The organism is Alkalibacillus salilacus, assembly GCF_030812915.1.
Taxonomy (GTDB): domain Bacteria; phylum Bacillota; class Bacilli; order Bacillales; family Alkalibacillaceae; genus Alkalibacillus; species Alkalibacillus salilacus.
The window spans coordinates 51400-65044 of the sequence record NZ_JAUSTQ010000005.1; the positions used below are offsets into that span (position 1 = coordinate 51400).

At 36.3% G+C, this 13645-nt stretch carries 12 protein-coding genes, 1 other RNA gene and 1 pseudogene; 3 read left to right on the forward strand and 11 right to left on the reverse strand.

Translation table 11 applies throughout. The features are described 5' to 3' along the window. Positions 1 to 49: 49 nt before the first annotated feature. Together J2S77_RS07580 and J2S77_RS07585 are read right to left on the reverse strand one after the other, a co-directional pair. Entirely contained in the window at positions 50 to 1660 is a 1611-nt protein-coding gene (locus tag J2S77_RS07580; RefSeq protein ID WP_306976115.1) for an ABC-F family ATP-binding cassette domain-containing protein, read from the reverse strand. A 120-nt stretch (positions 1661 to 1780) separates the two neighbouring features. Beyond that, a complete protein-coding gene (locus J2S77_RS07585) occupies positions 1781 to 2605 on the reverse strand; it encodes an alpha/beta fold hydrolase (protein WP_306976117.1) in 825 nt (274 codons plus the stop codon). A gap of 317 nt (positions 2606 to 2922) precedes the next feature. Between J2S77_RS07585 and J2S77_RS07590 the strand changes: the two genes are divergently transcribed. Next, complete coding sequence (locus tag J2S77_RS07590) at positions 2923 to 4152, forward strand: mechanosensitive ion channel (protein WP_306976119.1); 1230 nt, start codon at positions 2923 to 2925, stop codon at positions 4150 to 4152. 238 nt (positions 4153 to 4390) lie between these two features. Here the strand turns inward: J2S77_RS07590 and J2S77_RS07595 are convergent, their stop codons facing one another. The 3 genes from J2S77_RS07595 to J2S77_RS07605 are packed head-to-tail and all read right to left on the reverse strand — an operon-like array spanning position 4391 to position 6022. Then, entirely contained in the window at positions 4391 to 5002 is a 612-nt protein-coding gene (locus tag J2S77_RS07595; protein ID WP_306976121.1) for an FMN-binding negative transcriptional regulator, read from the reverse strand. A gap of 23 nt (positions 5003 to 5025) precedes the next feature. Next, positions 5026 to 5544, reverse strand: a complete 519-nt coding sequence (gene paiA, locus J2S77_RS07600) for a spermidine/spermine N(1)-acetyltransferase (protein ID WP_306976123.1) — start codon at positions 5542 to 5544, stop codon at positions 5026 to 5028. A gap of 25 nt (positions 5545 to 5569) precedes the next feature. Next, positions 5570 to 6022: a MarR family winged helix-turn-helix transcriptional regulator gene (locus tag J2S77_RS07605; protein ID WP_306976125.1), complete on the reverse strand. Its 453-nt coding sequence runs from the start codon at positions 6020 to 6022 to the stop codon at positions 5570 to 5572. A gap of 114 nt (positions 6023 to 6136) precedes the next feature. Between J2S77_RS07605 and J2S77_RS07610 the strand changes: the two are divergent. Then, a pseudogene (locus tag J2S77_RS07610) lies at positions 6137 to 6402 on the forward strand (DUF6198 family protein); the annotation flags it as partial. 256 nt (positions 6403 to 6658) lie between these two features. Here J2S77_RS07610 and ssrA read toward each other — a convergent pair. Further along, positions 6659 to 7018: a transfer-messenger RNA gene (ssrA, locus tag J2S77_RS07615) on the reverse strand. Positions 7019 to 7103: 85 nt separating this feature from the next. Continuing rightward, positions 7104 to 7562: an SsrA-binding protein SmpB gene (gene smpB, locus J2S77_RS07620; protein WP_167262327.1), complete on the reverse strand. Its 459-nt coding sequence runs from the start codon at positions 7560 to 7562 to the stop codon at positions 7104 to 7106. A gap of 203 nt (positions 7563 to 7765) precedes the next feature. Here smpB and J2S77_RS07625 point away from each other — a divergent pair, with 203 nt between their 5' ends. Continuing rightward, complete coding sequence (locus tag J2S77_RS07625; protein WP_306976127.1) at positions 7766 to 8635, forward strand: GNAT family N-acetyltransferase; 870 nt, start codon at positions 7766 to 7768, stop codon at positions 8633 to 8635. Positions 8636 to 8661: 26 nt separating this feature from the next. Here the strand turns inward: J2S77_RS07625 and rnr are convergent, their stop codons facing one another. The 4 genes from rnr to J2S77_RS07645 form a co-directional block, all read right to left on the reverse strand. Continuing rightward, entirely contained in the window at positions 8662 to 10821 is a 2160-nt protein-coding gene (rnr, locus tag J2S77_RS07630) for a ribonuclease R (protein WP_306976129.1), read from the reverse strand. A gap of 24 nt (positions 10822 to 10845) precedes the next feature. Further along, positions 10846 to 11592 carry an alpha/beta hydrolase gene (locus tag J2S77_RS07635; RefSeq protein ID WP_306976131.1) on the reverse strand — a complete coding sequence of 249 codons (747 nt, stop codon included), beginning with the start codon at positions 11590 to 11592 and terminating at the stop codon, positions 10846 to 10848. 123 nt (positions 11593 to 11715) lie between these two features. After that, positions 11716 to 11949, reverse strand: a complete 234-nt coding sequence (secG, locus tag J2S77_RS07640; RefSeq protein WP_306976133.1) for a preprotein translocase subunit SecG — start codon at positions 11947 to 11949, stop codon at positions 11716 to 11718. A 79-nt stretch (positions 11950 to 12028) separates the two neighbouring features. After that, complete coding sequence (locus tag J2S77_RS07645; RefSeq protein WP_306976135.1) at positions 12029 to 13285, reverse strand: dicarboxylate/amino acid:cation symporter; 1257 nt, start codon at positions 13283 to 13285, stop codon at positions 12029 to 12031. Between the last annotated feature and the right edge of the window lie 360 nt (positions 13286 to 13645).

A 13645-nucleotide genomic window follows, 5' to 3' on the forward strand; every position in this document is an offset into this window, starting at 1 on the left:
ATTTTAAGATGAATTTAAAAACCCGCTGATTTTTCAGCGGGTTTTTAAATTAAGATAAAGTTGGTGTTTCGATTTTCTTCACGTCATCTAGATATTCTTCATAGCTCATTTCACGGTCAATGACACCTTCATCCGTGATTTCAATAATACGGTTGGCGATCGTTTGAATAAACTGGTGGTCATGTGATGTGAAGATGACTGAACCTTTGAAATTAATTAAACCTTCGTTTAGAGATTGAATTGATTCTAAATCTAAGTGGTTCGTCGGATTATCTAATAATAATACGTTCGCTTCACTTAACATCATCCGCGAAAGCATAGCACGAACTTTTTCACCACCCGAAAGCACATTAGCTTTCTTAAATACTTCATCACCAGAGAATAACATTCGACCTAAGAAGCTACGTAAGAATTTTTCACTTTCGTCATGAGGTGAGTAATCACGTAACCACTCGATTAACGTTTTATTATTCTCTTCGAAAAACGCAGAATTGTCTTTCGGGAAGTACGATTGAGAAGTGGTCACACCCCACTTGAATGAACCCTCATCTGGCTCTAATTCACCCATTAAAATTTGGATCAATGTTGTTTTAGCCACATCGTCACCAAGTAAAACAACTTTGTCATCTTTATTCATACGGAATGTAACGTTATTTAACACTTTTTCACCATTAACAGTTTTTGACAAGTTATTCACTTCTAAAAGATCATTACCAATTTCGCGATCTGGTTTAAACGCAATGTAAGGGTAGCGCCTGGATGATGGTTTAATATCATCAAGCGTGATTTGATCGAGCAACTTCTTACGAGATGTTGCCTGACGTGATTTAGACGCATTTGCGCTAAATCGGGCAATAAACTCTTTCAACTCTTTAACTTTTTCTTCTTTTTTCTTATTCTCTTCGTGAGCCATTTTTTGTGCTAATTGGCTAGATTCATACCAGAAATCATAGTTACCTACGTATAATGTAATTTTCTCAAAGTCTAAATCTGCAATATGCGTACAAACATTATTTAAGAAGTTACGATCGTGAGAAACAACAATAACTGTATTCTCGAAGTTAATCAAAAACTCTTCTAACCAACGAATCGCTTGAATATCAAGTCCGTTTGTTGGCTCATCGAGTAAAAGAACATCTGGATTACCGAATAATGCTTGCGCTAATAAGACTTTTACTTTTTCACTTTCTGGTAAGTCTTTCATTTGTTTATGGTAGCACTCTTCTTTAACTCCTAAACCAGATAATAAAGATGCTGCGTCACCTTCAGCTTCCCAACCACCTAATTCCGCGAATTCACCTTCAAGCTCAGCTGCACGCATACCGTCTTCTTCAGTGAATTCACCTTTTGCATAAATCGCATCTTTTTCTTGCATGACATTATACAACTGTTCGTGTCCCATCATGACAACTTGTAGTACATTCTCTTCTTCATAAGCAAAGTGGTCCTGTTTAAGCATAGCAATACGTTCATCTTTGCCAATCGAAACTTGACCTTCTTGTTGTTCAATTTCACCGGACAATATTTTAAGAAATGTTGATTTACCAGCACCGTTCGCACCGATTAATCCGTAACAATTTCCTTTAGTAAATTTTATAGAAACATCTTCAAATAGTTTACGATCTGAAAATCGTAACCCGACATTTGTAACTTGTAACATGACTTTTCCTCCACTTCATAGATTACCACGTTAAGTATAACACGGATGAAATTCATTGCCGAATAATTTCTTTAATATAGACAAATAAAACCATCCAGCGATTATACTGAAGGGTACATGTTAAGCAATCGTTATATTTTCGGTATATTTTTCATCTATATTCTTTGCTCCATCATCCATATGCTTTTCGATAAATGAAATTGTATAATCATTGAATTGATTCGCTTGGTCAATATTACAAACATGACCGGAGTCATCAATAATTTGTAATGACGCATTAGGATCACGGTCAGCAGCAAATTGTGCCCCTTTTAAGAATACATGATCTTCATCACCCATTAAATACAACTTGGGTATCTGTTTCGGCATGGATAAAAATCGTTTATATAAACTTTTTGAAACCGTCAGTAGTTCTGTCCACCGAACAAATTCGCGTTGCCCTAATTTTGAAGCCTCATTCACAAATGTCGTACGTGAATCTTTATGGTTCTTTTTTGGCATTAAAATACGTGCAAAAAATTTATATAACACCATATATGGCACGAATGAACGTACTCTATATGCAATTTTGAATAACATGTCCGTCCAAAACTTCCATTTTACAACTGCGCCACCCATCGTCATCGAAGCGACACGATCTGGCATTTTGTGGCCAATTTCTGTCATAACCATCGATCCTAATGAAATCCCGATGAAATGAGCCTTACGTAAATTTAAATGATCTAATACTTCTAAAACTTTATCTGCTATATTGCGTGTCGTATATTTGGCATCCAATGGTTTGCTTTTTCCATGTCCAGGAAAGTTTATGAATAAACAATTATAGTTTTTCTTAAATTGCTTGGCTTGTTTATAAAAAATTGTGTGATTTCCACCAACACCATGTAAAAATACAACCCATTCTTGGCTCGAATCGTGTTGATATATCTTATAATCTAATAACATGAAGTGCCTCCCCAACAACCTAAACATACATTACTCTACTTTATAATTTACCACATATTCACCCAACTGTCATGCAAAGCCGTCTTGGCAATTATGTGACAACCTTCTATATCTTTCCTACCTTAATTATTATCTATTCTTAATTTTTCGAAAAGATTCACCTAATATGATTATTAAGTGGTGTTTACGGGTAGAGATGAAATGAATCGAATTTTGTCACAAAATCGTAAACTTTTTAAGGAGGGCTTATTTCTCTTACTTATTTAATGGTGGTCTCAAAGCAAGACATTAACAAATTTATGAGAGGAGAATGAACAATGTCAAACTTGAATCAATCCATGCAGAACATGATGAATGACTTAATCCAAGCTCTACCTAATGTCATTGGAGCACTATTACTCTTACTACTTGCTTGGATCGTCGCCAGTATTTCCAAAACCATTATTCAAAAGTTACTCGTAAAGGCGAAAGTTGGTTCAGCATTAGAAAAAACACCAATCGCTGAATCTAAAGAATCAGCAGATCATACATTACATTCAGTTGGTAAAATTGTTTATTATCTAGTATTTATTCTGTTTATTCCAGCCATTCTAAATGCCTTAAATATGGATGGTGTCTCAGAGCCAATCACGAATATGATGGACAAGATCCTTGGGTTTATCCCGAATTTATTAGCAGCAGGAATCATATTAATAGTTGGTTATTTTGTCGCTAAATTAGTTAAAGAAATCGTTCTTAAGTTCTTACAAGGTCTAAAAGTTGATGAATGGTTTAACAAAGTGAATCCAAACAAGGATGACCAATCTTTAGAAGAAAACCAAGACAGCTTAGCTAATGTCTTAGCGAACATTCTATTCATCGTTATTCTGATTCCTATCATTACCGTGGCACTTGAAGCACTTGAAATTTCATCTGTATCAGATCCAATTGTGATGGTGTTAGATCAAGTACTTGCTTTAGTACCAAATATTTTAGTTGCGATTATCTTATTGATTGCTGGTTATTACATTGCATCACTCGTTAGTTCATTACTAACAAACTTGTTAAATGGCACGGGTATCAACAATATCTACAGTTCATTCGGCATTGATGAAGCCAATAAACCAAACGTAGATCTTGCCAAGATTATTGGTACAACCGTTAAAGTACTGATTGTTCTATTCTTTACAGTTGAGGCATTTAATGTCCTTCAATTAGAAGTTCTAAATGAAATTGGCTCGGCAATCATTACGTACTTGCCATTCTTAATTAGTGCTTTAGCTATTTTAGGTGTCGGCCTATTCGTCGCAAACCTACTAGCTAATCTCATGATGAAATATTCAAGCAGCAAGCTATCTGCAACACTGGTAAAATATACGGTGATCGTGTTTGCAGTTTTCATGACGCTGGATCAATTACAATTTGCACCTAGCATCGTGAACCTTGCCTTCATGCTTATTCTTGGTTCACTAGCTGTTGCATTCGCCATTTCATTTGGTATTGGCGGTCGCGATTTTGCTAAGAAACAACTTGAGAAGTTAGATGAGAAAATGAATAACAAGCAGTAATGTGCTTAATAAATGACCCGGACTAGGCTTACCTAGTCCGGGTTTCTTTTTTTGTTTATACTTTTGAAATAACTTGATCAAGCTATTTCAAAAGTGAGTAATCTTTTTAGATAAGTAAGCGAAGTTATGAAATAAGTTGGATAACTTATTTCATAACTTCATAAAACATAGAAAAAACGTTTGATGATAAGTCATGTTACTTTAAGCACAATTTTTCACAACTTAATTATATGGAAATTCACTCTCTATTTTTCATCACCTCTGCTAAGTTCTTAGCTTGTAAATCTTTTTCCTCACTTAGATGATCAATGATGTTTTGATAATCTTTTCTATTTCGATTTTGGCTTAATTTATAAGCAGCTTGAACTTCCTGCACTTTAATTTTAAACCCGACAATACCCTTGATTTGCTTCTTCGTTTGTGAAGAAAGATTCTCCCATAGAACTGGATCTTCACACTGTTGTTCATATTTTTGTAATAGTAGTTTAAGGTCTTCTTGTAATTCATGTTCATTCATAATACTCGCTGTTCCATATATATGAACAGATTGATAATTCCATGTGGGTACATCTTCAGACTCATACCAAGAAGAAGAAATATACGCATGAGAACCTTGATACATAATAAGAACGTTTTCATTTTCATCCTCGAGCGTTCTCCATTGAGGGTTCGCATATGCCATATGACCTGTAATAAAGTAATCATCACCTTGCTTATATAACTCCAAAGGCACATGAGTGGCGATTGGCTTCCCTTCTTCAGTCGTTATAATGGTTCCAAAAGAGTTCCTCTGAATAAATTCTCTAATATCTTCAAAATCAGTAACTTTAAAATGTTTGGGGATAAACATAATAATCTACCTTTCCCAAAAAATTATTTAAGTGTTTTTAACATGATTAAGTCGATTTGTTCTTCATCACCCATATAAAAAGAGTGGGTACCAGTTTGAATAAATCCCAATTTTTTATAAAAGGCAATAGCATTTTCATTTTTTTCCCATACGCCTAGCCAGATTTTCTTTTTATTGAGTTCAGTTGCAATCTCCATAGCTTTACTTGTCAGATATTTACCTAGCCCTAGTTTTTGGAATTCGCCCCTTATATAAATCCTTTCAATTTCAAGTGTTTTATCACCCATTTCTTCAGACTGAGCATCATCGGTATTAACCTTTAAATATCCAGCAACCTCATTGTTAGAATAAATAAAAAAGAACTGTGAAAAGCTGTTAGACAACTCCAATTCCAATTGGTTAGAATTAAATGCGTTTTCTATATAGGATTTCAAATTTTCAGGTGAATTTTGTTCTTTAAATGTATCTTTGAAAGTTTCTATACTTATTTCTTGAAGTATATTTAATTCTTCTAAGGTGCACTTTTTAATATTTACAGTCACTTTAATATGTCACTCCTTTATATAATCAATAATTTCTCTTATTTCCTTTTTTTACAAGTTCCCAGTCTTTTTCAATATTTCTTCTTACTCTTTGAAGAAAATTGGATATGGTTTCTATTTCACTTTCGGAAAATCCCTCTAATGCAACGCTATTGGAATATTCATTTTCTCTTATTATAAATGGATAAACTTTTTCCCCTTTCTCGGTTGGAAAGAGTTTTTTAATTTTTTTATTATGTTGATCTGATTTCTTTTCAACAAAGCCGTTTCTTTCTAGATTTTTAATAGCACGAGCTGCTGTTGTTCGATCTACTTTTATCATCTCAGCTAACTTTTCTTGAATGATTCCTGGATTTTCACATATTCGAACAATGTACAAATATTGTCCTTTTACGAGGTCATATTCTTTAAATTCTATATTACTTATAGAATCTAATGCCCTGGATATCATTCCAATTTCACGAAGGATTTCTTTCATAATTAACTCCTTTGATTATTTTTTGTTGCAAATGCAACAAAAATTTTTACATACTAAACTTAACTTAAATTTATCGCATTTGCAACAAAAATTAAGATACAGAGGAAGAATATAATGAAATATATTTATATATAGTAGGTATATTAATAATAAACCTTGGTAATTCCTTCACTATGCAATCTGACCTTGGAACTTCACCTTTCGTTGCGCTTTTGGTAGGACTGTCAATAAATGTGGGACTTACTGTGGGAAGTTGGGAAATTATTATAGCCTTAATATTAATATGTTGTAATTCAATTTTAAATAGACAAAGACCAGAATTATTAGGAATGTTAACTGCTTTTATAATGGGAATCAGAATTGATATCTGGCTTTTTTTAGCTCCTTGTTCAACTAACCTGCCTCTTTAGCATAAGTACATTTCTTCACAAACTTTATGTTTTATTAAATAAATTTTAACTTAATTTTGTATCAAGATAAAATTCACGTGAAAATTACAACACCTTCACACCCATATTCCTAATAAGACTCCATTTCAAGCATATATTTGCAAAAAATAAAATTAAGCATAAACTTGCCTATCCGGCAAGATTATGCTTAAAGTCACAGTCATCAAACGTTTTTTTAACCATATGCATATGGAGATGGCGGGACTCGAACCCGCGTCCAGAGACATCGCCACTCAGGCTTCTACGAGCGTATTCGATTTATTGTCATTCGCCGATTCTTCAGCCAACCGACAGGCTTCCGAATGGCTAGTCTGATTAATCTCTTCTAAAGACCTCAGACGGTGGCCTTTAGCGTAGCCCGCTTCATTTTGAGACCCTTCAATCTACCACACGGGCGATGGCAGGAAGGATCCTGTAGCCTGCTTTACGCAGCTACAGCGAAATCGTTTTGTTTGCCAGTTATTATTAACTGAATGACGTTTAACGAGTCGTCACCTCGACTCGCTACCTGAGCTCGATCTATCCCTGTCGAATCCAAAACATCCCCGATTAAAGATGTTTGGCTATTAACCGAACGCTACAAATTTATTATAACATGAGGGTAGCCATTTGGAAAACGGTAAGCTTTTCCACTAATAATCTTTCAACGCACGCTCGACATCACGTTTCATATCCTTTTGTTTCAAGTCTTCACGCTTATCATATTTCTTCTTACCACGACCGACGCCAATCAATAATTTAGCTACACCATTTTTAATATACATTTTCAGCGGCACAATCGAATAACCCTTTTGTTGGGTTTCGCCTGACAATTTATTGATTTCTTTACGGTGCAATAACAATTTACGAGCACGTGTTGGTTCGTGGTTAAATTGATTGCCTTGCTCATACTCTGATATATGCAAATTATGAACGTATAATTCACCTCGCGACACCCGAGCAAATGAATCTTTTAAATTGACTCTTCCCGCACGAATGGCTTTGATTTCCGTTCCTCTTAGCACAATTCCTGCTTCAAACGTTTCTTCAATATGAAAATCATGTCTCGCTTTACGATTTGTAGCAATGGCATTTGAATCTTTTTGCGGCATATTTACCCTCCTCACTGCAAAAGCTATTTTACCAAAAAGAAGCGTCCATTTAAACTGTCTTCTCTTGAGCTCAACGGTTTCCTAAAAATCGTCATGATCATTCAAAAATTTTTTCTTTATTTTTAAGTCATTGTAATAGACAATTGTTTTTATTTTGTGGCATTCTAACTAATTAGGGAAACGAAAGATATGGAGGTTTTGTTATGATCGACACAATGCAAATAAGACAATTAACCATAGATGATGAATCGCTTGTTGCCAACATGCAAACAGGGATTGAAGATGACTATGTGGTTCGAGTATTCGAACGTTTAGTGACTCATGATAATCAACGACTATATGGGCTTTTTTCTGAAGGAGAACTCGCTTCCATCGCTGGTTATACAGTCTATCAAGGTCAGTATGGAATGTTAGGCCGCTTAAGAAGTGATCAACGCTTTCTTGGCAACGGCCATGCAACAAGCATTATTCAATATGTTATTAACGAGTTAGAACAATTAGACCATATCAAATGGATTGGGGCTAACACACAATTACACAATTTTGCAGCTAAACGTGTGTTAGAGAAATTAAATTTACCTCAACTTGAGATGTTATATCCAGCCGTTTTGACACAACCTGAACAAATGCCAGAAGCTAACGGCGATACATGGAAGGAACTCACTACACTAGATGAAAAACGTCGTTGGATTGATCCGATCAAGCAAGACGACTCGGTGATCTTTCCGTTAGAATCTTATTATCCATTTCCAGCAAGTCCAGCTTTATTAACAGATGATTTGCTTGAAAGTTGGACGTTTTTCGAAAATGATGCACAAGATCGTTTCGTTATTGTTAAACATGATCAGAAGAAAAATCAATATGCTCACGTCGTCTATTTATGGGATGACTTATTTGAACAACCTGGGTTGATGAAAACATTATATAAAACTTTAAGTACGTTTAAGCAACAATATGGAGATGATCTTAACCTTCGTTTTGATATTCCAGAATCAACTCGACAATTAATTCCAAACGACGAAGCATTTACTTTCCAAGATCCTTGGATTCTACATGGTTATTGGAAAAAATAAGAGGCTGCGATTCGCAGCCTCTTATTTTATGCCTTCTTCTTTTTCTTCGGTTTTTTCATTCCTACGATTTCAAAATCGACAACACGTTCTTCGATATTCGTACCTATTACTCGGACTTTCAATTCATCACCGATTCGAAAGATATTACCTGTTCGTTCACCAATCATCACTTGATGCTGTTGGTCAAAGTTGTAATAGTCATCTGTTAGGTGACTAACATGGACAAGTCCTTCAATCGTATTCGGAAGTTCAACGAATAAACCAAAGTTCGTGACTGAATTAACGATCCCATCATATTCTTCACCGATTTTGTCGGACATGAATTCAGCTTTCTTGAGATCATCTACTTCACGTTCGGCATCAACTGCACGGCGCTCCATATCTGAAGTATGACGCGCAATAGCTGGAAGCTCTTCCTTCCACTTAGCCGTTGTATCAGCACTTAAGTCATCTTGAATTAAATAAGTGCGAATTAAACGGTGAACGATTAAGTCTGGATAACGTCTAATTGGGGACGTGAAGTGTGTATAGAATGACGTTGCCAGCCCAAAGTGACCGACACTTTCTGCCGCATATTTCGCCTGTTGCATCGAACGTAACATCAGCTTAGAAACAACGAGGTCCTCTTTACTACCTGACACTTGATCCATCACCTGTTGTAGAGCTTTCGGATGAATATCATCAGCCGTTCCTTTCACTTGGTAACCCAAATTAGAGATAAACTCGAAGAAATGACGTAACTTCTCTGAATCGGGATCTTCGTGAATACGGTGGATAAAAGGCACGTCCATCCAATGGAAATGTTCGGCAACCGTTTCATTCGCTACAAGCATGAATTCCTCAATCATGCGTTCAGCTACACCACGTTCACGTAACACAACATCGGTTGGATGCCCTTCATCGTCAACTTTAATCTCAGCTTCTTTGAAATCAAAATCGATAGCCCCACGGTCCATCCGCTTATGTCTTAATGTTTGCGCAAGGGATGCCATTGTCTCAAACATTGGGACAAGCGTTTCGTATTCTTTTCGCGTAGCTTCATTACCCGCTAAAATGTCATTAACTTCGCTATAAGTCATACGAGCTGCAGTTTTAATCACAGCAGGGAAGATCTCATGTTGAACAACTTTACCCGCATCATCAATTTCCATTTCACAGCTTAATGTTAGGCGGTCAACTTGAGGATTTAATGAACAGATTCCATTTGATAAGCGGTGTGGAATCATCGGAATCACACGATCTGTTAAATAAGCACTCGTACTACGTTCAAATGCTTCTTTGTCAATTGGTGATCCTTCTTTTACATAATGAGTGACATCGGCAATATAAACGCCTAACAAGTGATTGCCATTGCTTAATTGTTCAATCCGCACAGCGTCGTCTAAATCCTTTGCGTCGGCACCATCAATCGTCACAATCTGTTTATCACGTAAGTCACGACGTCCTTTCAGATCATCATCCGCTATCGTATCTGGCACATTGTTTGCATGATCAAGTGTTTCTTGATCAAATTCTGCTTTAATTCCATGTTTGTGAATGATAGCTAGAATATCAATACCAGGATCATTTTTATGGCCTAAGATTTGTGTAATTTCACCTTCTGCACTTTTTGTTTCTTTAGGGTACTCTTTTATTTTCACGATCACTTTATGGCCATCAACTGCTCCGTTTTCGTTGCCTTCTTTAATAAAAATATCACCAGGAATTCGCTTATCATCAGCAATCACAAAACCGAATCGTCCATTATCTTGATACGTGCCGACAATTGGCTGTTCACTGCGTTCAACAATTCGAATCACAACACCTTCTGGTCGGTTTCCATTAGCTGAATCATTCTCAATTCTAATTAGAACTGTATCCCCATTCATCGCTGAATTTAAATCAGATTGATGAATATAAACGTCTGACTGCTCTTCACGATCAGGGATTAGAAAGGCGAATCCTTTCGAGTGCATTTGGATGCGTCCACGAATTAAGTTCATTTTTTCAGGTAAACCATAACGATCTTTACGGTTTCGAATTAACATGCCTTCTTCTTCTAGTTCATTTAATGCTTTCATCAATGTTTTGACTTCTTCACTATCCTCTAAATCTAATTCTTCTTGCACCTCTTCAACACTTAATGGTCGTGTTGCCTCTTCTTGAAAAAAGGTATTTAATCTTGGTTTCATTTCTGCTAATTCCATATTGTTCACCTCTTCATCCGTTTTTTATTTCGACCAATCCAGTTGCTCTAAGTAATGGTGAATATCTTCGTGGACTTGTTCTTTATAATCACTTAAAGTAATGACATGTGGTGCGCCTTCATACCATTTAATATCCTTTTGATCGCAAGAAACATTGTCATAAATATGCTGTGCACTATCTTGGTTAATCATTTCATCACTACCAGCTTGTAACACAAAAGTAGGCGTATAAATGGTGTCTAAGTCTTGTTCAACTGATTTTATTAATCGACTTAAGGTTTCAAACGTTTCAGTAGACTGTTCCATCAGTTCATCCACTTCTTGTTCAATCGTTTCCTTATCTTTTTGTTCCAGTTGTTTGTATTCCTTGGCTTTAAATCGATAGCCAGCAGATAATTCATCCTTATTATCAAAGAATATCGGTGTACATATCGGAATAACTCCTTTAATCGGTTTATTCATTGCTAGTTTGAGTGATAGAACACCTCCTAGTGATAAACCGGCAACAGCTATTTCTTCATAACCTAATTCTTTCAAATGATCATAAGCTGCTTCTACATCTTCCCACCAATCTGCGGCTGTTGTTTTAGCTAACTCTTCAGGTGGCTTACCATGACCACGATAAATAGGTGCATGTGATGTATAGCCTTGCTTTTCTAAATAACGGCCTAGCATCCGGACATCTGCCGAATGGCCTGTGAATCCATGTAGAAGTAGAACGGCGCGCGGGCCTGCTTCGAATGTAAATGGTTTAGGTTCTTTGATTTTCATGTTGGTCTCCCTTTCTAATCTACTAATTGATACATTTCCCTAATTATGCCACTTTTAATCATCTTATTTGATTAAAAAAGAACAGCAAGTTAGATAACTTGCTGTTCTCCTAATAGGTATTATTTATTGCACGATATAACCAAGTAGGAATGTAACCACCATAAACGATACACCTAAGATGATCGTTAAACGGTGCAGAATCCCTTCCATACCACGTGCTTTTTGTTTACCAAATAATTGTTCAGCACCACCAGAAATCGCACCAGACAAACCAGCACTTTTTCCTTGTTGTAAGAGAACAACGGTAATTAACGCAATCGTATTAATAAATAATAATGTTGCTAAAACTTCATACATTGCATTGACCTCCTCATGCTTACGCACAAATCCATAAGTTTACTTTAGCACAAATAAGACGACCAATGCAAGATAGTTTTTAGGCATTGGAATTGAGCGATGGTCTGTCATCTTCTTCGTCTAAATCAGGCTCTGTTTCATTAATATACAAGGCACAAGCTGCATCACCGGTAATATTAACAGCGGTACGTGCCATATCAAGCAAACGGTCAACACCGAGGATGAGTCCAATCGCTTCAACAGGCAAACCAACTTGCTCTAATACCATCGCAAGCATAATCAGACCAACACCTGGAACTCCTGCCGTACCAATAGATGCTAAGACCGCGATTAATACAACTGTTAACATTTCTGTGAGGCTTAAACTTTGTGCATAGACTTGAGCAATAAAGACCGTTGCGACACCTTGCATAATCGCTGTACCGTCCATATTGATTGTCGCACCAACTGGTTGCACAAACCCACTAACCGATTCTCGTACACCTAAACGTTTCTGTGCGGTTGTCATCGATACTGGCAGTGTCGCACTACTACTGGCTGTACCAAACGCAACACTAATCGCTTGGGCAAAGTTTTTTATGAACCAGATAGGACTTTTCTTCGCCAAAAACTTAATGACAGAGCCGTACGTGATGACTGCATGGATTAGTAACGCAGCTAATACAACTAAGAAGTAAGCGAACATTGATTGAATAGCTTCTAGTCCGACACCACCTACAGCTGACGCAATCAGAGCAAACGCACCCAATGGGGCCATATACATAATGATTTTGATTAAATACATCACAAGATCAAAGGCTTGCTCAAATAAATGATAGATCTTATCTGTTTTCTTACTTAAGACAGCTAATGCAAAGCCGATAAAAATAGAGAAAAAGATAATTTGCAACATTTCGCCATTTGTCATGGCATCAATCGGGTTCGTCGGAACAATATTGACTAATGTCTCGACAACAGAAGGCGTTTCTTCTGCTTGATATTCTTCTTCAATTTCAACTGAATCGAGTAAACCTGGTGTTCCTGGTTTAACTAACAATGCTAGTGACATCGCAATGGTTAATGCCACAGTTGTTGAAAGAAGGAAAAATCCAATCGTTTTTCCACCAATGCGCCCTAACTTTTTCGGATCACCTAAGCCTGCTGTACCTAGTACAATTGAAACAAAGACAATGGGCACAACCATCATTTGAATCAAACGTAGGAAGATATCACCAATTGGCGAGAAAACGTATGTATCGACTGGACCAAATAAATCCGGTAAAAACAAGTTCATACCTAAGCCAACAATGATACCCAAAATTAACGCAATAATTATTTGCTTCGTTAAATTCTGCAACGTAAATCCTCCTTATATTCTAAGATGAGTATGCAAACGCTTACTAAAAATATAAAACTATTATAATTTTAAGTCGTGCTATAAATTATAGTAAAAATAATGTTAATTGCAATTGTTTTTTTATGTCAGATTTAATATAGGAATTGAGTCATACAAATTTTGTTAAATCTACCTCTGTAATCGAATGATGAGAAGTTGATTTAGATTTATTGGCACTTTTTAAATATATCAGCGACACCACGGTTAATAGCGCCGATATATTTTGCATATCGGCGACTTACGATTTTTATCGGCGGCATCCTGAATATATCGGCGACTTACCAATTTTATCAGCGACTTATGAAATATATCAGCGGCATC

Excerpts from the sequence above, each read along its gene's own strand:
- J2S77_RS07585 (WP_306976117.1), bottom strand. The coding sequence starts at position 2,605 with ATGTTATTAGATTATAAGATATATCAACACGATTCGAGCCAAGAATGG.
- rnr (WP_306976129.1), bottom strand. The coding sequence starts at position 10,821 with ATGGAATTAGCAGAAATGAAACCAAGATTAAATACCTTTTTTCAAGAA.
- smpB (WP_167262327.1), bottom strand. The coding sequence starts at position 7,562 with ATGCCGCAAAAAGATTCAAATGCCATTGCTACAAATCGTAAAGCGAGA.
- J2S77_RS07580 (WP_306976115.1), bottom strand. The coding sequence starts at position 1,660 with ATGTTACAAGTTACAAATGTCGGGTTACGATTTTCAGATCGTAAACTA.
- J2S77_RS07605 (WP_306976125.1), bottom strand. The coding sequence starts at position 6,022 with ATGAAAGAAATCCTTCGTGAAATTGGAATGATATCCAGGGCATTAGAT.
- J2S77_RS07625 (WP_306976127.1), top strand. The coding sequence starts at position 7,766 with ATGATCGACACAATGCAAATAAGACAATTAACCATAGATGATGAATCG.
- J2S77_RS07590 (WP_306976119.1), top strand. The coding sequence starts at position 2,923 with ATGTCAAACTTGAATCAATCCATGCAGAACATGATGAATGACTTAATC.
- J2S77_RS07595 (WP_306976121.1), bottom strand. The coding sequence starts at position 5,002 with ATGTTTATCCCCAAACATTTTAAAGTTACTGATTTTGAAGATATTAGA.
- J2S77_RS07635 (WP_306976131.1), bottom strand. The coding sequence starts at position 11,592 with ATGAAAATCAAAGAACCTAAACCATTTACATTCGAAGCAGGCCCGCGC.
- secG (WP_306976133.1), bottom strand. The coding sequence starts at position 11,949 with ATGTATGAAGTTTTAGCAACATTATTATTTATTAATACGATTGCGTTA.